At 53.2% G+C, this 22,273-nt stretch carries 19 protein-coding genes and 2 tRNA genes; 17 read left to right on the top strand and 4 right to left on the bottom strand.

Going from position 1 to position 22,273, the window contains the following annotated elements; genetic code table 11:
- Positions 1-111 precede the first annotated feature (111 nt).
- From JTP09_RS06060 to JTP09_RS10025, 8 genes are all read left to right on the top strand, one after another.
- Positions 112-888 (top strand): winged helix-turn-helix domain-containing protein, encoded by a 777-nt coding sequence (locus JTP09_RS06060; RefSeq protein WP_204877568.1) that lies wholly within the window; start codon positions 112-114, stop codon positions 886-888.
- Positions 889-945: 57 nt separating this feature from the next.
- A complete protein-coding gene (locus tag JTP09_RS06055; protein WP_204877567.1) occupies positions 946-1,734 on the top strand; it encodes an alpha/beta fold hydrolase in 789 nt (262 codons plus the stop codon).
- A 150-nt stretch (positions 1,735-1,884) separates the two neighbouring features.
- Positions 1,885-3,882, top strand: coding sequence for a BCCT family transporter (locus JTP09_RS06050; protein ID WP_204877566.1), 1,998 nt, complete (start codon positions 1,885-1,887; stop codon positions 3,880-3,882).
- A gap of 124 nt (positions 3,883-4,006) precedes the next feature.
- Entirely contained in the window at positions 4,007-4,903 is an 897-nt protein-coding gene (locus tag JTP09_RS06045; RefSeq protein ID WP_204877565.1) for a sulfurtransferase, read from the top strand.
- Positions 4,904-5,332, top strand: coding sequence for a SufE family protein (locus JTP09_RS06040; RefSeq protein WP_204877564.1), 429 nt, complete (start codon positions 4,904-4,906; stop codon positions 5,330-5,332).
- Between the two features lie 88 nt (positions 5,333-5,420).
- A complete protein-coding gene (locus JTP09_RS06035) occupies positions 5,421-5,927 on the top strand; it encodes a histidine phosphatase family protein (RefSeq protein WP_204877563.1) in 507 nt (168 codons plus the stop codon).
- Positions 5,928-6,325: 398 nt separating this feature from the next.
- Positions 6,326-6,898, top strand: a complete 573-nt coding sequence (locus JTP09_RS10030) for an MFS transporter (RefSeq protein ID WP_239478951.1) — start codon at positions 6,326-6,328, stop codon at positions 6,896-6,898.
- Entirely contained in the window at positions 6,853-7,725 is an 873-nt protein-coding gene (locus JTP09_RS10025; protein ID WP_370592533.1) for an MFS transporter, read from the top strand. The genes JTP09_RS10030 and JTP09_RS10025 overlap by 46 nt, the downstream gene beginning before the upstream one ends.
- A 75-nt stretch (positions 7,726-7,800) precedes the next feature.
- Here the strand turns inward: JTP09_RS10025 and JTP09_RS06025 are convergent, their stop codons facing one another.
- A complete protein-coding gene (locus JTP09_RS06025; protein WP_204877562.1) occupies positions 7,801-8,805 on the bottom strand; it encodes a sugar-binding transcriptional regulator in 1,005 nt (334 codons plus the stop codon).
- A gap of 114 nt (positions 8,806-8,919) precedes the next feature.
- On the opposite strand from JTP09_RS06025, the gene JTP09_RS06020 reads away from it, so the two are divergent.
- From JTP09_RS06020 to JTP09_RS05995, 6 genes are all read left to right on the top strand, one after another.
- Positions 8,920-10,056 carry a zinc-binding dehydrogenase gene (locus JTP09_RS06020; protein ID WP_204877561.1) on the top strand — a complete coding sequence of 379 codons (1,137 nt, stop codon included), beginning with the start codon at positions 8,920-8,922 and terminating at the stop codon, positions 10,054-10,056.
- 40 nt (positions 10,057-10,096) lie between these two features.
- Positions 10,097-11,794 carry a dihydroxyacetone kinase family protein gene (locus JTP09_RS06015; RefSeq protein WP_204877560.1) on the top strand — a complete coding sequence of 566 codons (1,698 nt, stop codon included), beginning with the start codon at positions 10,097-10,099 and terminating at the stop codon, positions 11,792-11,794.
- An 88-nt stretch (positions 11,795-11,882) separates the two neighbouring features.
- Positions 11,883-12,341 (top strand): ribose-5-phosphate isomerase, encoded by a 459-nt coding sequence (locus JTP09_RS06010; RefSeq protein ID WP_204877559.1) that lies wholly within the window; start codon positions 11,883-11,885, stop codon positions 12,339-12,341.
- 78 nt (positions 12,342-12,419) lie between these two features.
- Entirely contained in the window at positions 12,420-13,922 is a 1,503-nt protein-coding gene (locus JTP09_RS06005) for a mannitol dehydrogenase family protein (RefSeq protein WP_370592520.1), read from the top strand.
- Positions 13,923-14,021: 99 nt separating this feature from the next.
- On the top strand, positions 14,022-15,410 hold the full coding sequence (gene xylB / locus JTP09_RS06000; protein ID WP_204877557.1) for a xylulokinase: 1,389 nt from the start codon (positions 14,022-14,024) through the stop codon (positions 15,408-15,410).
- Between the two features lie 69 nt (positions 15,411-15,479).
- A complete protein-coding gene (locus tag JTP09_RS05995; RefSeq protein ID WP_204877556.1) occupies positions 15,480-16,220 on the top strand; it encodes a GolD/DthD family dehydrogenase in 741 nt (246 codons plus the stop codon).
- A gap of 88 nt (positions 16,221-16,308) precedes the next feature.
- On the opposite strand, the gene JTP09_RS05990 is transcribed toward JTP09_RS05995, so the two are convergent.
- From JTP09_RS05990 to JTP09_RS05980, 3 genes are all read right to left on the bottom strand, one after another.
- The gene (locus tag JTP09_RS05990) at positions 16,309-17,778 is read right to left on the bottom strand and encodes an FGGY-family carbohydrate kinase (protein ID WP_204877555.1); all 1,470 of its coding nucleotides are present in this window, start codon (positions 17,776-17,778) and stop codon (positions 16,309-16,311) included.
- Positions 17,779-17,919: 141 nt separating this feature from the next.
- A tRNA-Ser gene (locus JTP09_RS05985) sits at positions 17,920-18,011 on the bottom strand.
- 372 nt (positions 18,012-18,383) lie between these two features.
- Positions 18,384-18,474: transfer RNA gene (locus JTP09_RS05980), tRNA-Ser, on the bottom strand.
- A 119-nt stretch (positions 18,475-18,593) separates the two neighbouring features.
- Here JTP09_RS05980 and JTP09_RS05975 point away from each other — a divergent pair.
- The 3 genes from JTP09_RS05975 to JTP09_RS05965 all read left to right on the top strand — a co-directional run bounded on the left by JTP09_RS05975 (position 18,594) and on the right by JTP09_RS05965 (position 22,176).
- Positions 18,594-19,589 (top strand): NAD(P)H-quinone oxidoreductase, encoded by a 996-nt coding sequence (locus tag JTP09_RS05975; RefSeq protein ID WP_204877554.1) that lies wholly within the window; start codon positions 18,594-18,596, stop codon positions 19,587-19,589.
- A 97-nt stretch (positions 19,590-19,686) separates the two neighbouring features.
- Positions 19,687-21,948, top strand: a complete 2,262-nt coding sequence (locus tag JTP09_RS05970; protein ID WP_204877553.1) for a carbon starvation CstA family protein — start codon at positions 19,687-19,689, stop codon at positions 21,946-21,948.
- Complete coding sequence (locus JTP09_RS05965; protein WP_204877552.1) at positions 21,949-22,176, top strand: YbdD/YjiX family protein; 228 nt, start codon at positions 21,949-21,951, stop codon at positions 22,174-22,176.
- The last annotated feature ends 97 nt before the right edge of the window (positions 22,177-22,273 follow it).

Below are 22,273 nucleotides of genomic sequence, written 5' to 3'. Positions count from 1 at the left end.
GAGCAACACACACGCAAAATTATTACGCGGTTAGCGCCCAACTGTACTAAAAGCGCAGCACCCCATTGGTGGGGCTAATGCGTTTTTGAGTCACACGAGAGCAGGAGAAAAATGTCAGGTGCACCTGGATACGTTCATATTTCCCAGCGCGGTCGAACCGGTGCCCATCAGGCTGCACCCGGCGTCGCGCGTTCTGCTAAGTCATACCCGGCTAATCTGCGTCCCATGACTGCCAGCGTGCCGGAGCCTCCTGCGCCCTCCAAACTCGCTGCTGAGTCTGAGGCGCGCGGGTTCGTGCTCTACGTGGGATTGAGCGAAGAAGCTGCTGCCGCCAAAGGAACGTCCTTGGTGCGAATTGTTCAGGATCTTCGTGCTTACACCCATAACTTGGTGTCTGAGGCTGAATCGTACGCTGCGGTTGCTCTTGCGCCTACCAATGCTGAGGGTAGCGACCTTGAGGTGGTTCGCAATGCTTTGGGTGATCCCACTGCCGTTCATCACGCACCTGAACCTGCTGCACCGCGTCAGGGTGGTATTTTCTCTTCTGACTCAAAGCCCACCCACACCACCGGTGTGCTGATTGACCTCTCGCGCCGTGAAGTCTTTTTAGACGGTGAGCTACTGAACCTCACCTTCAAAGAATTTGAGCTACTGAACTACCTGGTTGAAAACGGTGCGCGCACCGTTGCTCGTGAGGAACTACTGCACAGCCTGTGGCACGACGCTGAAGAGGTGCCGAATGAGCGCACCATTGATGTGCATATCCGCCGTCTGCGTTCGAAGCTGGGACGTCTCTCGAATACCGTTCGTACCGTGCGCGGTCAGGGCTACCGGTTCTATGAGCATCCTGAGGTTGTTATCTGGGCAGCTCCTGAATACTCCATCTAAGTCTCAGAAGACTTCCAGCGTGGTAGATTGCTGTGCCTCTTGGGTAGGCTAGAGAGCATGAGTGAAACAGACTTTCAGATTGCATCTTCAACCCTCGGCAGCGGCTCGCAGCGCGTAGCTTTTTTGCACGGGCTTATGGGGCGGGGTAAAAACTTCACCCGCATTGCCCGCGGTCTGGGCGATGATTTCACCGTTTTGCTCATGGATATGCCCAACCATGGTGCTTCGGGGCGGACGCAGGATTTCGACTATGCGCGCATGGCTGACCTGGTAGCTGAGAATCTGCGCAAAGGCTTCGCGCACGAGGGCCCGGTGGATATTGTGGGACACTCGATGGGCGGTAAGATCGCTATGCTGCTGGCACTGCGTCACCCCGAGCTGGTGAACCGTCTGGTGGTCATGGACATCGCGCCCAACGATTCAAAGGGTAGTTTTACGGTGCTCTTGGATTCTTTGTTGAGCTTGAACCTCAAGACCCTCACCTCCCGCAGCGCCGCTGGGGACGAGATCTCCGACCGGGTGCCTGACGCTGGCGTCCGTGGTTTTCTACTGCAGAACCTTGCCCGCGGTCAAGACGGTTTCTACTGGGAGCCGAACCTGGGGATGCTGCGCGAAAATCTGGACGCGATTATGGGCTGGGATGCCCCCGACGAGGAGCCTTTTGCCGGGCAGGTTCTGTGGGTTGCCGGTGGAAATTCTAACTACATTCAGCCCGAAGATACCCCAACTATGCGTGCTCTTTTTCCGAAGGTTCGCAAGATTACGGTGAAAGGCGCTGGGCACTGGGTACACGCCGATAAGCCCGACGCGGTGATTGAGATACTGTCGGTGTTTTTAGGCAAATAAGCACCCATTACACAGCTAAATACGGGTAAAACATCCCGCGAACGCTGGTTTGCGATGTTCTTGATGCGGCGTCATAAACAGTGGGTCTTGAAAGTGCGGGCTATATACTGGGCTACTGGTTCGTGTACTTTCTTCCTCGAGGAGCTCGTTATGGCAGCAGAAAAAACGCCGCCTTCAGTAGCAGATGTAACTACCGGCCCGCCCGGAAAACCAGCAGCAACACGCGCACCGGGCAAACTCAGTAAGCTCGGACAAGTCATGTACCCACACAATATTCACCCGGCGCTTGTACCCGGTGTCTCTATTGAAGATCAGCGGGTCAGCTACAGAATTGACAAGCCCATTCTTATTACCGTGGGGGCGGTCATCATCGCTTTCGTGGTGTGGGGTGTGATTGCACCTCAGAGCGTGCTTGATACATCAACTGTGGCTCTCACCTGGGTAATGCAGAACCTGGGCTGGATCTTTACCAGCATTGCCGCGGGGCTCATGGTCTTTTTATTGGCGCTGGCGGCTAGCCGCTACGGAAATATTCCGCTGGGTCTTGACGGCGAAAAACCTGAGTTCTCCACCGCGTCGTGGGCAGCTATGCTCTTTGGCGCGGGCATCGGTATCGGCATCATCTTCTTTGGCCCCTACGAGCCTCTCTCTTACTACCTCAGCCCCCGTCCTGGTGCCTATGATGCAGCAACGGCGGAGGCAATCACAGGGGCAATGGCTCAGGCAGCCCTGCATTGGGGTTTTAACGCTTGGGCTATCTACGCCATTGTGGGGTTGGCAGTTGCTTACGTTTCTTACCGGCGCGGACGTGTGCCACTCATGAGCTCGATTCTCGCCCCACTTTTTCCCAACCACCGCAATGATTCGCTGGGATCGCGCACTATCGATGGGTTGGCTATTATTGCCACCCTTTTTGGTACCGCAGCCTCGCTCGGCATTGGCGCCCTGCAGATTGCTCGCGGTGTTGAAATTGTCTCTGGCTGGTCACCTGCCGGTAACACCATGGCGCTCATCATCATTGTGGTACTGACTATCGGCACCATTATTTCTGCGGTCTCCGGCGTCTCTAAAGGCATTCGCCTGCTCTCGAACGTCAATATGACGCTCGCTATCGGTCTGGCAATTTTCTTCTTCGTTGCAGGTCCCACCGCTTTCTTACTGAACATTATTCCGGCAACCATCATCGAATACGTGGGTACTCTGCCCGATGCTTTGAGCGCCAACATGGCAGAGTCAGAAGAAATGGAAGCATTCCTTTCTGGCTGGACCACCTTCTATTGGGCGTGGTGGGTGAGCTGGGCACCCTTTGTCGGCGTGTTTGTTGCTAAGATTTCGCGCGGACGTACGATCCGCCAGTTCATTCTGGGCGTACTGTTTATTCCCTCCACCATTATCATTCTTGCCTTTACGATTCTGGGGGGCACCACCATCTGGTTACAGCGTGAATCCAATGCTGTTGCACCCGATGGAACCGCGGCGTCCATGCCTGCTCCGCAAGAAATTTTCTTCGTGGTGCTTGAGCAGCTGCCCGGCGCACAGTTCGTTGCTCCGCTGGTGATTTTCATGCTGGCGATCTTCTTCATTACCACTTCAGATTCAGCGTCACTGGTAAACTCGCAGCTTTCGCAGAAGGGCAACCCTAACCCCAATAAACTCGTTACTACTTTTTGGGCACTATGCATGGCAGGTATCGCCGTGGTTATTCTGCTGACCGGTAACCAGAACGCCTTGCAGGGGTTGCAGAACCTAATTACCATTACTGCTCTGCCCTTCTCGGTGATACTTATTCTCATGTGCGTTGCACTGGTTAAAGAATTGCGTAATGACCCGCTGAGCATTCGCCGCGACTACGCGCGTACCGCCGTTGAAAAGGCTGTGGTACACGGTGTGAGCGAGCACGGTGACAACTTCAAAATTGCCATTGAACCCACCGACCCCACCAGCGAATACGCCACTGGCGCTGACTTTGACTCAACGGCAGAGGAAGTGACTGAGTGGTATACACGCACCGATGAAGAGGGCAACCCGGTCAAATTCGACTACACCCACGGTGTGTATCTGAACGAGGACGGTCAGCCCGTCACCAAAGAAAACCAAGTGCTAACCCCCGAAATGTTCGAGGAATACAAGAACAGGCACAAACGTTAAGCCTCTCACCACCGCACCTCCACAAGCGGCGCAACTATTCGTTATGAATATTTGCGTCGCTTGAGTGGGTTATGGTGAAGTTAGATACAAGCACCGCATCACGTCACTGAAAGGATTTTTGCACATGAGTATCGCAGCTGATACCAACGAGAAGTTTGTTCACTATGCCCACGGGGAACGTCTAGTTTCTACCCAGTGGGTCGAAGAAAACATCAGCACCCCCGGCCTGGTAGTACTCGAATCAGACGAGGACGTACTTCTCTACGAAACCGGTCATATTCCCGGCGCCCTCAAAATTGACTGGCACACCGAACTCAACAACCCCGTCACCCGCGACTACGTGGACGCTCAGGGCTTTGCTGATTTGATGAAAGCCAAAGGTATCTCACGCGATGACACTGTGGTCATCTACGGTGACAAGTCGAACTGGTGGGCAGCCTACGCCCTGTGGGTTTTCACTCTCTTCGGTCACCAAGACGTCCGACTCATGGACGGCGGCCGCACCAAGTGGGTTGAAGAAAACCGCGCCCTCACCACCGACAAGCCTGACGTTCCTGCCACTGACTACCCCCTGGTAGAGCGCAACGACGCACCCATCCGCGCCTTCCTACCCGAGGTCAAAGCCAACATCGGCAAGCTACCCCTGATCGATGTTCGCAGCGCGGACGAATACACCGGCGCTCGCACCCACATGCCCGGTTACGCTGAAGAGGGCGCTCTGCGCGGCGGTCACATTCCCACCGCTCACTCGGTACCCTGGGCTAAAGCAGCCAATGAAGATGGAACTTTCAAGAGCTTCGATGAACTCAAAGCCCTGTACATTAAAGAGCTGGGCTTGGCTGACGCCGATGACATCATCGCCTACTGCCGTATTGGTGAGCGCTCATCACACACCTGGTTCGTGCTGAAGTTCCTGCTGGGCATTGACAGTGTGCGTAACTACGACGGTTCCTGGACGGAATGGGGCAACGCTGTTGCCGTACCCATCGTCAAGGGCGAAGCACCCGGTGAGGCTCTATAAATGACCAGCGAACTCACCGGAAAACTGGCAGAAATCGCCGCTGAATTTGCGGAGGTAGCTGCGTCCGACCGCCTGCAACTGCTCTTAGAATTCAGCCAGTCTTTGCCGGTGCTACCCGAGCGCTACGCCGATCACCCCGAGCTACTTGAGGCCGTACCCGAATGTCAGTCACCGATTTTTCTCATTACTGAGGTTAATGACGGGATTGTTAACCTTTTCTTCTCAGCGCCTGCTGAGGCACCGACTACCCGCGGTTTCGCTTCTATCTTGCATGAAGCGCTGGACGGTCAGAGTGTAGAGGACGTACTTGACGTACCTGAGGACACTGCCTTGCGCCTTTCGCTGACCGATCAGGTGAGCCCGCTACGACTGAACGGTATGAGCGGTATGCTGGCGCGTATTCAGCGTCAGGTGCGCGAAAAAATATAAGATCAGTAGCTTTTCTTCTGACTAAGGGCGCACAAAGGGAAATCTCCGAGAAGAGTTTTTGTGCGCTCTTGCCTACCCAAGGAGCACCATGAACGCCACCAAACTGCTGATTATTATGCGCCATGCTGAGGCGGACTGGGGTCTTGACGACTTCAACCGCCCGCTGACCAAGCGCGGGCATGCTCAGGCACCGCAAGTAGGGCGCTGGTTGCTGGAGAAGGAGTACGTGCCCGAGATGATTGTTTCTTCGGCAGCTTTGCGTACCCGTCAGACAACAACATGGGTTTCTGAGGGGCTGGGGGAGAAAGCGCCGACCGCATCCTTGGACAAGAACCTGTATAACGCGCCCGCACGCAAGCTGGTGTCGGCTATCAATAGTGCCCCTGAGACGGTACAGGCGCTGATGCTGGTTGCTCACCTGCCGGGCGTGCAGGACGCCGCCCTGCAGCTGGCGCGCAGCGATTCGGACTACGATGCGCTGATGGACGCCTCCTACGGGTTCGCGCCCTCATCGGTGGCGGTCTTTGAAGTAACTGATGAGTGGGCAGCCCTCGACACAGCCTGCACCAAGATGATTGATTTCAAGACCTTCTAATGGTCTCTGTTCCGTGTGCTGGTAGAGCCTCCAGCATGAACAATCTTTACTGCTGAAAGATGAGCACCTAGAGCGGTTTCAAAAACATACCCCCATACTCCCTTTTGAGGAGTGAAAAAATGAAGCCCCGCAGTTCCCGTGGGAACTGCGGGGCTTTTCTTCGCATACGGTACTTTTCTTTTCGCCACCTGTGTAAAGTTCCCTCTTATTAACCTGCATTGCTAATCAGTTCCTGAAAATATGTTCTGAACACTTGTGCTTTAGAATGTTTTTGTCTAGTGTGAGACTTGCATGGGCATGTGTGGGGCGTCACCGACGAAGGCGATCAACCACTGTGCAATACATAAAGTATGTGAGTCATGCCTGAGTCGTAGGCAAACATAAGAGAAAAGAACGAAATGGCGTCTAAACTGCAAAAACAGAGGGTTGAGGGCCCTTTCCTCGACAGAATTGGCATTCCTGGTGTTCTCAAATGGGGGTTCCTGGGACTTCTTATATTTCAGACTGGTCTCGGTGTAGAAGCCAACTTTATTACTCCGCACCTGGTTGAAGTTCTTGGTAGTAAAGAAGCTACAGCTTCATACATCATTACCGCCTACTCGCTGGCGGCTCTTATAGCCAGTTACCTCTCAGGTGTGCTTTCTGACCTCATGGGTCCTAAGAAAGTCATGATTATTGGTTTCGCTTTGTGGGCTATCTTCCAGGTTTCCTTCCTTTTGTCATTGGGCACAGGAAATTATTGGCTAGTTGCTGTTACCTACTTCTTCCGTGGTCTGGCATACCCGCTGTTCTCCTTCTCCTTCCTTGTGTGGGTGAATATTACTGCGATGAAGTCTATGGCTGGCACTTCTGTGGGCTGGTTTTATGTAATGTTCACAGGTGGTCTTCCCATATCGGTTCGTTGGTTGCTATTGCATCGATTTCTGTGTTCGGAGGCGGCACAGCAGGTGAGCATGGAGCGATGTGGGTAGCGCTTGCGCTGGCGACTGTTGGTGCTCTTATGGTTTTCTTGGGATGCCGCGCTGAAAACGGTAACAAGCGCATTGCCCCCGCACATGAGTCGACCTCAACCGTTTTACTTTCGGGTATTCGCTTGCTCTTCTCGAACTCAAAGGTTATGCAGGGTTTCTTAATTCGTTTGATTAACACTGCCCCCCAGTTTGGTATGTTCGTCATTCTCCCTGTTGTTATTGCTGATGAACTCGGTTGGGGTCAGTCGCGTTGGCTTTTGATGACCACCTTCATCTTTGCAGGCAATATTCTTTTCAACGCTTTCTTTGGCAATGTTGGAGACCGCATTGGCTGGGTTAACACCGTGCGTTGGTTTGGGGTTTTTGCATCGGCTATCGGTCTGTTGTTGTGGTGGTATGTTCCGCATATGGTCCCCGCTGGTTCCACCTGGGGCTACGTTGTTTCTGTGGTTGCCGGTGTTACCTTTGGTATCTGCTTGGCAGGTTTTGTTCCGATGGGAGCGATTATGCCTGCTAACGCCCCCGAGCACCGTGGTGCAGCAATGGCAATGTATACAACTGCTGCAGGTGGTGCTGCATTCTTGGGTACCTCGGTTGTTTCAATCGTGCTCAGCGTTACCGGTGCTTTGGGGTGGGATCCCTTCATGCAGAAGTCAGCTGTTATCTGGGCGTTTGTTGCCTTGTACGGTTGTGCGTTCATTATGGTAGGTAATCTGCGTACAGAGCAGGACGACCCTGTGAAGCGTCAGCAGATGCGTGATGCAGACACTGCGGCACTTGAGATCCTTGCAGCTAATAAGCAGCGCACCGATATTAGAGAAAGCTAAGAACGCATATTGATAAAAGCCCCTGAGCACCCTATGTGGGCATCTCAGGGGCTTTTCTCTGCACCTGGTGCGGTCTTAGCTATTGAGGTGGGTAAGTATATCTTTTGCGGTTGCTTCGTCTGTAACTAACTTTTTGAAGGTGCCTAGCTTGGTTGCAGCAATGATCGATTGGACTTTTTCTTTCCCTACAGCAATAGCGACGCTGTGAGGAATTGCTTGAAGCTGTTCCAATGGGATGCGAATCGTTCTGTCGCTTCCTGTGTAAGGGAGGTCATTACCTGCTTCATCAAAGAAGTGCAAACAAACATCACCTACTGCATCTGTTAGTTCCCCTTGAGGGATATCAGAGGCAATTGACGTTCGCCGGGTTGTAACAGCTCCGATTCCGACTAGGGCACCCTGTGCGTGTTTCCAGTGAGCGATTGTTTCTTGGAAGGAAGCATCTTCGTGAAGAGCTTTGTACATAAGTGGTGTAGGTATGACGCGGGCGAAAATAGGGAGATGTCGACTGCCGGTTTTCTGTGCCATTGTTCGAACGATTTCATTGGGCTGGTGCCACGGTTCTGGTTCGGATACACCGCCCACGGTGGGTATCAGGGTAACTCCTGTGAGCGGGGGTAGGTTCATGTGGGAGATTCCGTATATTGCTAATCCAGATGCTACGGCTAATGTGCTCCCGTGTGTAAGTTTCATATCTGCGATAGCGGTGAGTACGGCATTTTCCATGCCGGGACCCATGGTGGAGTCTTGAATTCCAGGAGAAAGGTAAACCTTGTGGAGGTTGAGTGCCTCGGCAAGCCGTTCGGCTAAGAGTTCATTAGACTTTGCGTCCGGGTGGATGACGTTGATCTGAACGATTCCCCGTTCCTTTGCCTGAGCTAACATGCGGCTTACTGTTGGGCGCGACACGTTGAGGCGTTGGGAAATCTCTGCCTGGCTGAGGTTCTCGGTGTAGTACATATTTGCAGCTGCAAATAGATGGTCTGAGTTGTAAAAATCTGTAGGGTTGGTGTCCATGGCGGCTCGCAAGGTGGTAGAAGGGTTTATCTTATGGATAATTCTAAGGGTTTTGTCATTCAAGCTCCGCACCGCTAAAAATTCTTAAGAACATTTGTGCTTGACATTTGTTCTCGGGGTGGCAGAATTGGTGTTGTATGCAACACACAGCAATCAAGGCTATAAAGGAGATCAGCGATGACCGCGACCCTACCCGAAACCATGCAAGCAGTTGTAGTGAAAGGTCCCGAGAACTACGTTCTTGAGACAGTGCCCGTACCGACTATTGGCGATACGGATCTGCTCATCAAAATCGACGCTGTCGGTATTTGCGCTTCTGACCTCAAATGCTACCACGGCGCACCCAAGTTCTGGGGTGATGAGAACCGTGCGCAATGGGCAGAAAACGACCGCATCGCGGGTCACGAAATCGCCGGTACTATCGTTGCGGGTTCAGCTGAAACCCTGAAGAAGCACACTGACGGCAAACCTTACGAACTGAACATCGGTGACCGCATCGTCATCGAACAGATCGCTCCCTGTGGTGAATGTCGCTACTGTCAGCGTGGCGAGTACTGGATGTGCGGTCCCCACGATATGTTCGGTTTTAAGAACTGGGATGGCGGTATGGCTGAGTATATGCTTGTACCTTCTCTGGCACGCGTCCACAAAATTTCAAAGGACGTAGCACCCCAGCACGCAGCGTTCGCGGAACCTCTGTCCTGCGCCCTACACGCGGTCGAGCGCGCCAACATCAAGTTTGAGGATGTTGTTGTTATTGCAGGTGCCGGTCCTATCGGTCTGTCTGCGCTGATTGGCACCCGCCAGAAGAACCCGCTGAAGATTGTTGTTCTTGATATGGCGGAAGATAAGTTGGCTCTGGCAAAGAAGCTGGGCGCTGATGAGGTCATCAATATTAAAAAAGTTGACGCTGTCCAGAAGATTAAGGATATGACCGATGGCTACGGCGCAGATGTTTACATTGAGTGCACCGGGCATCCCTCAGCTGTTCCGCAGGGTTTGAACCTGCTACGTAAGCTCGGCACTTACGTTGAATACTCGGTCTTTGGCTCGGATGTCACCGTTGACTGGTCCATCATCTCCGATGACAAGGAACTTAACGTCTACGGTGCTCACCTAGGTCCGCACACCTGGCCTACTGCGGTAAAGATTATCGAATCCGGCATCTTGCCACTGGATGAAATCTGCACTCACCAGTTCCCGCTGGAAGAATTCCAAGCTGGCTTGGACACCGTGGGCGACTCACAGGGCGATTCCATCAAATGCACAATCGTTCCTGGACTAACCGAGACTGTCAACCAGCTCAAGAAGTAGTTTACAAGCGAAGAAATAGCATCACCGAGAAAGGCCAACGATGACCAAGCTCTACAACGATCCAGCAGAATTTGCCGACGACCAACTCGAAGGCTTTTTGGATTTGTACTCTGACCGTCTGGTAGGCGTCCCTGGTGGTGTTATCTCTCTTCCTCCCAAAGAACCTCAGGTCGCTGTGATTGTGGGGGGCGGCTCGGGTCACTATCCCGCTTTCGCGGGCCTGGTGGGGCCTGGCTTTGCATCCGGTGCTGTAGTGGGCAATATCTTCACCTCACCGTCAGCCGCTCACGTGTACTCAGTTGCTAAGGCGGCAGACCAAGGCAAGGGGGTCATCCTTACCTTCGGTAACTACCAGGGTGACAACATTAACTTTGGTATCGCCGCTAAGATGCTCAACGCTGAGGGTATCGACACCCGTATTGTGGTGGTCAAGGACGACATCGCGTCCGCACCCGAGTTCGACAAGCGTCGCGGTATCGCGGGTGACTTTACCGTTTTTAAAGCAATGGGCGCAGCGGCCGCTGCCGGTAAGTCTATTGACGAGGTCGAGCGCATCGGCAACCTTGCCAATGAAAACACCCGTACTCTGGGTGTAGCTTTCTCAGGCTGCACTATGCCCGGTGCGGATCAGCCACTTTTTACCGTTGCTGAAGGTCAGATGGGCGTTGGTCTTGGTATCCACGGTGAGCCTGGCATTCGTGATGAAGCTTGTGCCTCTGCAAAAGAGCTAGCAACCATGCTTGTCGATGCCGTTTTGGCGGATGCACCTCAGGGTGCGGGCAAGCGTATTGGCGTGATTGTCAATGGATTGGGCGTTACCAAATACGAAGAACTTTTCTTGCTCTACCGCACGATTGCGCCCCATTTGCGCGCAGTGGGTTACGAGATTATTGACCCCGAAGTTGGTGAACTCGTGACCTCTCTAGACATGGGCGGCGTATCGCTGACCGTCTTCTGGCTTGATGGTGAACTTGAAGAGACCTGGACAGCTCCAGCTTATGCTTGCGCCTACCGCAAGGACGCTAAGCAGCTTGAAAGCATTGAAAAGACTTACACCGCTAAGTCCGCAACCGTCGATGCAGAATCGATCATTGAGGCCTCTCCGGCAGCTGCAGCAATCGCCGCTAAGGTGCGAGAGGCTGCCTTAAGCGTCGCTAATCTGATGAAAGAACAGGAACACTACCTGGGTGAAATTGACGCAGTAGCGGGCGATGGCGACCACGGTCGCGGTATGGTGCGTGGTGCAGAAGCCGCCCTCGAAGCCATTCAGAATGCCCCCGATAGCGCCGGTCCCTCGCAGTTGCTTAAACTCGGCGGACGGGCTTGGGCAATGCTGGCAGGTGGAACCTCAGGTGTTTTGTGGGGAGCGTCCCTTGAAGCAGCGGCTAATACTCTGGCAGACGATGCTGAATCCTTTACTCGGGATCAGGCGGCTGCAGCAGTTCAGGCTTTCGCAGATTCAATGGTGACCCTGGGTGGAGCTCAGATTGGTGATAAGACCCTGCTCGATTCTCTTCTACCTTTCACCGAGGCTTTGCGTGATTCTGAGGCAAACCTTCCTGATGCTTGGGCTGAGGCTGCGAATCTAGCAATTCAGAAAGCAGAAGAAACATCAGCGCTTTCTCCCAAGAAGGGACGCGCTCGCCCGCTAGCCGAAAAATCCATTGGTAACCCAGACCCGGGTGCTATCTCCATGGCAATGATTTTGACTCACGTCGGCACATACTTCCGTTCCTAAAGACTGCCAAGGGTATTCCGGTAGCTCTACCGACCCATCGCTCACGAAATACACGTATGCCACAGGCATAGAAGAAAGGTTGATAAAGATGGCTGAAGACCTTCGACTCATTGTAGGTTGCGACGCCGCCGGTCTGACTTACAAGATCGCGATTAAAGAACAACTCGAAGCTGACTCACGCGTGGCATCCGTACTGGATATTGGAGTGGGCACTGGCGAACACACTCCCTACCCTTCTATAGCTATTGCGGCTGCCGAAAAAATTGCAGCTGGCGAAGCTGACCGCGCAATCCTGATTTGCGGTACCGGTCTTGGCGTAGCGATTTCTGCCAATAAGGTTAAGGGTATTCGCGCTGTTACCGCGCACGATTCTTTCTCCGTTGAACGTTCCATCCTGTCAAATAACGCACAGATTTTGTGCATGGGTGAGCGTGTAATAGGTAAGCATCTTGCCCTGCGTCTGGCTAATGAATGGATTAGCTACACCTTCGATGATTCCAGCGCTTCTGCTGACAAGGTCAAAGTGCTGACCGACTACGAGGGCTAATAAGCCCGAATTTTTCTACGTTTAGATAAACCTCAGATGCATTCACTGTTGTGGGTGCTCGTATATAGGAGATCCACTGTGAAACTGAACCAGTCAAACCTCGAAGCTATTAAAGAAGAAGCTTCCGCCAAGTTATCCGAAGGCTCAACCTTCTCGATTCCCACCTACGACCGTAAGAATCTGAAGCCATCTATCGTTCACTTCGGTGTGGGTGGCTTCCACCGCGCTCATCAGGCAATGTATCTTGATGAGCTGTTGAACAAGGGGGAGACCACCTTTGCTATTGCAGGTATGGGCGTTTTACCGCACGACGTAAAGATGCGCGATGTGCTCAAAGAACAGGACTACCTGTACACCTTGATCGCTCGTGATCCGCAGGGAAATGAGGACATCCGCGTTATTGGTTCAATCGTTGATTACGTGTGGACTCCTGAAGACCCTGCCGGTGCTGTTGAGTACCTAGCTCAGGAAAATATTAAGATCGTTTCGCTGACTGTGACCGAGGGCGGTTACAACTTCAACCAAGTCACTCACGAGTATGATCTGACCACTCCCGCAGTCGCTGAGGACCTCAAAGATCCCGAGAACCCCCGCACTACTTTCGGTTTGGTGGTTCAGGCGTTGAAGCTGCGCCGTGAGCGAGGTATAGCACCCTTTACCGTAATGAGCTGCGATAACATTCAGGCTAATGGTCACTTGGCATCAAAGATGTTTACTGCTCACGCTCGTGCGCTTGACCCCGAATTGGCGTCCTGGATTGAAGAGAACGTTCCTTTCCCCAACTCAATGGTTGACCGTATTACTCCCGCGACCACCGATGATGACCGCGCCTATGTTGCTAAGAAACTCGGCTATGAAGACGGTTGGCCCGTAGTCACCGAAGACTTCATTCAGTGGGTTCTGGAAGAGAACTTTGCAGACGAACGTCCTGCCTACGAGAAGGTGGGCGTGCAGGTAGTTGATGACGTTGAGCCTTATGAGAAGCTAAAACTTCGTATGCTCAACTCATCGCACCAGGGTCTGTGCTACTTTGGTCATTTGGCGGGTTACCACTACGTTGATGACGCGGTCAACAACCCGCTGATCGAGGAACTGCTCCTGCGTTATATGCGCGAAGAAGCAATGCCTACTCTGGATGAGCTGCCTGACACTAACGTCGATCAGTACGCTAAGACTCTGATAGAGCGCTTCACCAACGAGGCTATTAAAGACACCGTTCCCCGTTTGTGCGCTGAGTCCTCTGACCGCATTCCCAAGTGGCTGATGCCCGTTGTCTTCGACAACCTCAAGGACGGCGGCAAGGTTGAACTCTCCGCTGCCATCGTCGCGTCCTGGGCTCGTTATGCCGAGGGCACCGATGAAAAGGGCGAGGCAATCAACATCGTCGATAATGCTGAAAAGAAGGTTCGTGTCGCAGCTCAAGCTCAACTGAGCGATGACGAGCTTGCCTTCCTGTGCGATAAGGACTTCTTCGGTGATGTCGTCAACGACGAACACTTCACCAAGCCCTACCTTGAGACTCTGCGCTCACTACACAGAGTGGGCAGCATCAAGACATTGGAGAAAATCCTCGGCAAGTAATGTCCGTGCCCAGCCTTCTATGGTGTAGCGCATCTTGCTGGGCTCGAACATCCGCTGTCGAGTTCAGCCTTTTCTTTCCCGAGATATAAGGATTTAGTCATGACACAGTACGTTCTAGGGATCGATTCATCTACGCAGTCCTGCAAAGCGCTGCTTGTGAATGCTGAGACCGGTGAGGTCGTGGACGAGCGTCGTGCGTCTCACCCCGTTGGCACCGAAGTAGACCCCCGAGCCTGGGTAGAGGCACTTCATGACGTCACCCAAGACGTGCTGCCCAAAGCTGATGCAATCTCTATTGCCGGTCAGCAACATGGCATGGTCCTACTGGATGAAAACAATGAGGTAGTGCGTGATGCACTGCTATGGAACGATACGCGATCTGCTGGTGAAGCTGAAGAACTCACCGCCTTTTTGGGGGGCCCTCAGCGAGCTGCAGAGAAGGTGGGTAGCGTGCCGCTTGCCGCTTACACCGCAACCAAGTTGTTGTGGGTACGTAAAAACGAACCCGAAAATGCGGCGCGTGCTGCCAAGGTTGCTCTGCCCCACGATTACCTGACTATGCAGCTAAACACCGACAAAAAACTGTATACAGATCACGGTGAAGCATCAGGTACCGCCTACTACAACCCGACTGAGCGACAGTGGGACGCTCCGGTCGCATCCTGGGCTATTGGTCATAAAATCCAGTTGCCCGAGCTAGCAGAACCTGCGCAAGTAATTGGCAAAACCGAAAGTGGCGCGCTAATTGCACCGGGCACTGGCGATAATATGGGCGCGGCACTTGGCTTGGACCTGCAAGATGGAGATGCCGTAGTATCTATGGGCACTAGTGCTGTCGCTATGATGCTTTCAGACGTGCCTGCTGCCGATTACAAATACAATGTTTCTGGTTTTGCCGATGCCACCGGAAAGTATCTACTGCTTGCCTGCACTCTCAACGGCGCACCCGTCATGGACTTCGCCTGTACAACCTTGGGTGTAGACCATGACGAACTTGCTCAGATGGTACTGCATGCTGAATCCGGTGCTAAAGGCGCGGTGTTTATTCCATACATTACCGGTGAACGAACTCCTAACTTGCCAGAGGCACGTGCTCACTTGGGAAACATTGGCCCCGGTCTCGAACGCAAAGATATGGCACGCGCTATGGTTGAAGGCTTAGCGTGCTCTGTGCGCGAAGGATTAGAAAAAATTGTTGCGCAGCGCGGCGCTGAACCTGACCGCATCCTGCTCATTGGCGGCGGCGCAAAATCTAAAGCATTCCGTGAGGTTCTGGCGCAGGTGCTAGGAATTGACATTTATGTACCTGAACCTGCAGAGTTCGTTGCTTTGGGCGCTGCGCGTCAAGCAGCGTGGGCACTATCTGGTAAGCAGGCTCCCCCTACCTGGGGTAAAGCCGAAATGACCAAGATAAGTGCAGAGAAGCGCCCCTCGATTTATCGTAATTATATTTCTTATCGTAACGAGCTCTACCCTCAGGTGGCTTAGAGCCATCCAGCGTCTACTGCTGACCAAAACACCAGAGCTTTCACCCCCATATGTTCAAAGGAGAACTTCATGACTGATTTCTCAGGAAAAATCGCTATCGTCACGGGCGCAGCGTCCGGTATTGGGCTAGCAATCTCTACCTACCTCGCTGAGCGAGGCGCGGTTATCGCGGGAGTCGATCTTTCCAAGAGGGTTCGAGATATAGTGGCTGACCTGACCGGGCAAGGACATCTAGGTATTGTGACTAACCTCGCGAACGAGGGGGCCGCGGCCGCCGCTGTAGAAGAGGTAGAGCAGAAACTCGGTACTCCGCATATTCTGGTCAATTCAGCCGGAGTGGTGTTCTTGGACGCTGCCGAAAAGCTCTCTGCCGAAGACTGGAATAAAACTATTGCAGTCAACCTGACAGCTTCATTCTTCATGGCACAAGCTGCTGGTCAAGCAATGCTTAAAGCCGGTTATGGACGCATCATAAACATGGCATCCCAAGCATCTGTCATCGGACTAGACCAGCACGTTGCCTACTGTGCCTCCAAAGCCGGGGTTGTAGGTATGACGCAGGCACTATCACTGGAGTGGGCGCCCCGCGGAATCACCGTGAACGCTGTATCACCGACTGTCGTTGAGACTCCCTTGGGTAAGAAAGCATGGGCGGGGGAGAAAGGTGAGAAGGCAAAAGCTGCTATTCCAGTGGGTCGGTTTGCCCAGCCAGAGGAAATAGCAGCACTCGTCGGGTACCTAGCCTCAGAAGAAGCGGCGATGATAACCGGTTCGAATATGCTCATTGATGGAGGCTTTACTGCTCAGTAATATGAATTAGCATAGATATACTTTGAAGCCCCGCAGTTTCCACGGGAACTGCGGGGCTTCAAAGTGTTTTTGGCGTAACAGCGAGAACTTACGGTTGCATCGCACGTAGTTGATGTTGAATATCAGCTGTGACAGTGTACAGCTTGCGGTAGTGGGAGTAGAGTTCCTCATAAGCTGTAACGTGAGTTGGTTCGATGATGCGCTCTACTGGGTTCCATTCGTCTAGCGAATGGACAGCGCCTAGGGCTTGAGCCACCATAAAAGCATCACCGTAAGATGCCCCTACGGACTCGCGGCGAAGCTCTTGAGCGCGTCCAGTCACGTCGGAAACAATCTGAGGCCACAGATCAGAGGTGACCCCGCCACCGGCAGCTGCAATGGATTCAATCGATGCCCCGGCTTGTTCCATTACTTTAATATTGTGCCGCACGGCAAAAGCAGTCGCTTCAAGCAAGGAGCGGTAGATGTGACCGCGACCGTGTCTCAGGCTCAGCCCAATCATCACGCCGCGCGCATCGGGGTCTTGAAGAGGGGTGCGCTCACCGGCAAAGTAAGGCAGAGTAAGAAGCCCCTCAGAACCCGCAGGAACTTCTCGTGCAGCATCCACTAATGTGGCGTAATCGCGTTCACCGGAAATATTGCGGAACCAATCAGTTAAAGCCCCTGACGTAGCTAGACCGCCGGCAATGTTGTAAGTACCTTCCCGAGTGCCGGTGGTACCCCACATTGAAGCATGATGAATACGATCAGGTGAATTAGCCACCAAAAACAGGGTGGTACCGTACATCAAAAAGAGCTGGTTATTTTTAATGGCACCCACAGATTCTTGCTCAGCCCAGGCATCCACCGTACCGAATATAACTGGAATACCGGCGGTAAGCTCAGGCACCTCAGGGGTGGTCGTTGTTTCACCGCAGATATCGTGGCTCCACCCTAATCGGGGTAATACAGTACCGGGTGCTACTTTCTCAACCATGTGGCTGTCCCACTCGCGGGTGGCTGGGTCGTACAGTGGAGTACACTGGCTGGCGGAATGGCGGTCAAGCACGTATTCACCAGTGATGCGCTTAATGATCCATGAGGACGGCATATAAAAGCGGGCGCCGGACGCGAATACATCGGGAAAACGCTGGGCGAACCACCTGAGCTTTGGTCCACCTGCTTGGGTGGTGAGCTGAGAATCGTAATTCTCTAGCAGGTAATCCTGCCCCCAGAGACTGGAGAGTTCCGCTATCTCGTCACGAGCACGGTAATCAATGCCGTAGAGAGCAGCTGGAGCTATCGGAACATCGTTGGCGTCCGTGACAGCGATACACGGGCCCATGCCCGATACTCCGATGCCTTTTACGGTGACGTCATTGCGGGTAAGTAAAACACTGTAGAGAGCCTTGAATTCATCCCACCAGATATTCATATCCATCTCTACAAGCCCCGCCTTGCCGCGGGTGATGGAGTGTTCTTGAACCTGGGAATCAATGACAGCGCCCTTGCTGTCAACTAATACGGCTTTAGTGCTTGAAGTGCCAACATCTAAACCAAAATATACGGGAGTGCTCATAGTGCAATTCTAGTGATGCGAGCCGGAATACTAAGAGATTTGCTGGCGAATGCTTCCTAAAGGCGGGGTGAACGGCGTTATAAGGAAGCATATGCAAAAGCCCTGTCGCTTCTTTATCAGAAGTAACAGGGCTTTTGTTATTGGCGGAGACGGGGGGATTTGAACCCCCGGCCGAGTTTAACCCCGGCCCTTCATTAGCAGTGAAGTCCATTCGGCCGCTCTGGCACGTCTCCTCGCCGCATTGTTATTGAAAGCTTTCGTCAACTTATTGCTCAACCGCAACACAGCGTTACCCACAATACCGTATGAGGGTGAGTTGGTCAAAGTCGTTAGCTGCCAAGCTCAAAATAGCCCTGAAACACCGTGCTCAGTAGCGCCTGTCGATTACCTTCGATCCAAAAAGTGGAAAGTGAAGTATCGTGACTTATCAGCCGGCGCCGCAGTAGCAGCCCCGCAGGCTCAATTGAAGGTGAAAAGAAAGCACGCAACGCCCTCACGGTGGGCATTATTAGGTACCTTCGTCCGGGGTATTGTTCGTGGCTGCTGTGAATTTAAGAAATTAAACCAAAAGCCCCGCTTTTTGTAGGAAAAGCGGGGCTTTTTTGTGGCGGATGGTAAGGGATTTGAACCCTTGAGACGGGGTTGCCGCCTACTGGTTTTCAAGACCAGCTCCTTCGGCCGCTCGGACAACCATCCAAGTTAGGTGCTGAAAGCACTTGAAATAGTATTGCACAGTTGCTCTAGGGTTTGCAAAACAAACGGGGGTATCGTGGTTAAAGCCACGTTGGGTGTTGAACCTGAAGGAGAAGAGTTCTGTGAAAGCCGTTATCGAGAATGAGCACGGTGCGCCGGGCGTCCTTGAAGTAACTGAAACTGATAAGCCGCAGGTAGGGGCGGGGCAGGTGCTGGTTCGGATTGCTGCCGCAGGGCTTAATCGGGCGGATGTTGTGCAGCGCAAGGGGCATTATCCACCTCCTGCCGGTGAAAGCAAGATATACGGACTTGAAGCTGCCGGCGTCATTGAAGAAGTTGGTGCGGGCGTCCCCGCCAGCCGTGTGGGGCAAAAGGTCATGGTATTGCTAGCTTCGGGTGGTTACGCAGAATATGTGGCGGTGGACGCGCGTTGCGCCATCGATATTCCTGAGGGGCTGAGCTTGGTTGAAGCCGCCTGTCTGCCAGAGGTTGCTGCCACCGTGTATTCCAACCTGGTGATGGTTGCCGGTGTATCTACTGACCCGCGGGATAATGCGGGCAAGAGCGTTCTGATTCACGGTGGTTCTGGTGGCATTGGTGCTCATGCCATTCAGCTGTGCGTAGCCTTGGGACTGCGAGTTTTCTCGACCGCCGGAACGTCTGAAAAATGCGACTATATTGAGAGCCTGGGTGCTGAACCCATCAACTACCGCGAGCAGGACTTCGAGCAGCTGGTTGATGAGAAAACTGAGGGTGCAGGGGTCAACTTCATCTTCGATATGGTGGGTGGCGCTTACCTGTCTCAACACCTGCGCGCGCTGGCACTGGATGGCTCTATGGTGACCATCGCAGTGCAGGGTGGAAAAGTAGGGGAGTTCGACCTGTCACTTGCCATGAAAAAACGCCTTAATATTTACGGGCGCACCTTGCGTGCCCAAAGCCTTGATTATAAGGCGCGCGTCCTTGAAGGAGTAGAACAGTACGTGGTGCCCTTGGTTAAGGAAGGGAAAATCAGCCCGAACCTCCACAAAACATTCCCGTTTGGCGAGGTTACGGCGGCGCACGAATATTTCGATTCTGGTCAGCACAGGGGCAAAGTTGTCTTGGTGATGGAGTGACCCGAACATAATGAGTCGTCTGCCTGGTTGTTGTCAGCGATACACAGGTTTATTCTTGGGGTAAGTCACATTTATTTTCTCACCCTAAGGAGAACCCGTGAGTCACCACACCCGGGCAGACGTCGTGCTTGACGATCGCCCACCAGCATACGTTGAGCTAGAGATTCTTCATGAAGAAGACAAGAAATGGACCCCCAAGAAAATTGCTCTGTGGGTCATTATTGCGTTAATCGGCGGTATTAGCTGGACCATGCTGGCTATTGTTCGCGGTGAAACCGTGAACGCTATCTGGTTTGTTTTTGCCGCTGTTTCAACCTATTTCATTGGCTACCGTTTTTACTCAAAGTACATTGAGAATAAGCTGACCGAGCCTGATGACCGTCGTGCAACTCCTGCAGAGTATGACGCCGATGGCAAGGACTACGCTGTTACTGACCGCCGTGTGCTCTACGGTCACCACTTTGCGGCAATCGCTGGTGCTGGTCCGCTGGTTGGTCCCGTTCTTGCAGCTCAGATGGGTTACCTGCCCGGCACTATCTGGATCATTGCTGGTGTTATTTTTGCTGGCGCTGTTCAGGACTACTTGGTGCTGTTCTTCTCCATGCGCCGTGGCGGACGTTCGCTGGGTCAGATGGCGAAAGAAGAGCTCGGTCCTATCGGTGGTTACGCAGCGATTCTTGCAACCCTCGCTATCATGATCATCATTACCGCGATTCTCGCGCTGGTGGTTGTGAACGCTATGGGCGAATCCCCCTGGGGTGTTTTCTCTGTCGGTATGACCATCCCGATTGCGCTGTTCATGGGTGTTTACCTGCGTTACATTCGTCCGGGTAAGGTCAACGAAATTTCGATTATCGGCTTTGTACTGCTGATGATTGCGATTATCGGCGGTGGCGTTGTTGCTGACACTGAGTGGGGCGTACAGTACCTCACTTTGGAGCGCACTACCTTGGCTTGGGCTGTTATTATCTACGGTTTCATTGCGGCTGTTCTGCCCGTGTGGTTGCTGCTGGCACCTCGCGATTACCTCTCAACCTTCATGAAGATTGGTACTATCTGCCTGCTTGCTATCGGTATCATCGTGGTTCGTCCCGAGATCACTGTTCCTGCTTTCTCTGAGTACGCTTCTCGTACTGATGGCCCGGTCTGGTCTGGTGGCTTGTTCCCCTTCCTCTTCGTTACCATTGCCTGCGGTGCGCTTTCAGGCTTCCACGCTCTGATTGCTTCGGGTACTACCCCCAAGATGGTTGAGAAGGAACGCCAGACCCGCTTTATTGGTTACGGTGGCATGCTTATGGAGTCCTTCGTAGCTATCATGGCGCTGGTTGCTGCTTTGACCGTTGATCGTGGCATCTACTTCGCCATGAACTCCGCTGCCGGTGTAACCGGTGGCACTGTTGAAACCGCCGCTGTTTTCGTGAACTCTCTCGGTCTGACCGGTGTGAACGTCACCCCCGAGCTACTGCAGACCACAGCTGAGAATGTGGGCGAGCACAGCATCGTCTCGCGTACCGGTGGTGCTCCCACCTTGGCTGTGGGTATGGCAGGTATCTTGCACAACATGATGCCCGCGTGGGATCTGATGAGCTTCTGGTACCACTTCGCGATTATGTTTGAGGCTCTGTTCATTCTGACTGCTGTGGACGCAGGTACCCGCGTTGCTCGCTTCATGTTGCAGGATACTCTGGGCAACTTCTTCCCCAAGTTCCGCGATCACAACTGGCGTGCTGGTGCATGGTTCGCTACCGCGGTGATGGTTGCTGGCTGGGGTGGCATCCTCATTCTGGGTGTTACCGACCCGCTGGGTGGTATTAACACCTTCTACCCGCTCTTCGGTATCGCTAACCAGCTACTGGCTGCTGTTGCTTTGGCTGTTTGCCTGGCAATCGCTGCGAACAAGGGTAAGTTCAAGTACCTCTGGATTATTGCCCTGCCGCTTGCCTTCGACCTGGTTGTGACCGTTGTTGGCTCGTACCAGAAGATCTTTTCTTCTAACCCCTCTGTGGGTTACTGGGCTAACCACTTCCGCTACAAGGAAGCTCTTGCTGCCGGTGAAACCTCGCTCGGTGCCGCTCAGAGCGTTGAGGCTATGGAAGCGGTTGTGCGTAACACTATGGTTCAGGGTATTCTCTCCATCGTGTTCGTAGTGCTGGCGCTGATCGTGGTGATTACCGCGGTGATTGAGGTTCTAAAGGCGAAGAACGGTCACGCCATGAAGTCACACGAGAACCCCTACGTTGAGTCAGAGATTTACGCTCCTGCGGGTATGTTTGTCACCCCCAGCGAGAAGGATCTCGAAGCTCAGTGGCGCGAATACTACAAGAGGCACCCTGAAAAAGAATTAGCGAAGGGGCACTAAATGAGTCAAACGGTAACACCCGGCGGCGATGGCACGGTAGAGAAAATTAAGTCTTTCTTTACCGTTGCTGGTCGTATGTGGAACGGTTTTTCGGGTGCGGATAAGTACCACAAGTATTTAGCGCATCACCGCGCGACTGGCTGTGAGCACGAGCCCATGACGGAGCGTGAGTTCTGGCGGGACTACACTGACCGTCAAGACAAAAATCCTGAGGGGCGTTGCTGCTAGCTGATATCCGTTAGCTATGTAAGAGTGCGGACGTGCGTTGTGGGCTACTGCGGTAGTTGCACGGCGCGCGTCCTTTTGTGTTTTGGAAAGAATCATT

Source organism: Rothia sp. ZJ1223 (assembly GCF_016900985.1).
Lineage (GTDB): Bacteria > Actinomycetota > Actinomycetes > Actinomycetales > Micrococcaceae > Rothia.
This window is presented reverse-complemented; position numbering and strand designations above follow the sequence as displayed.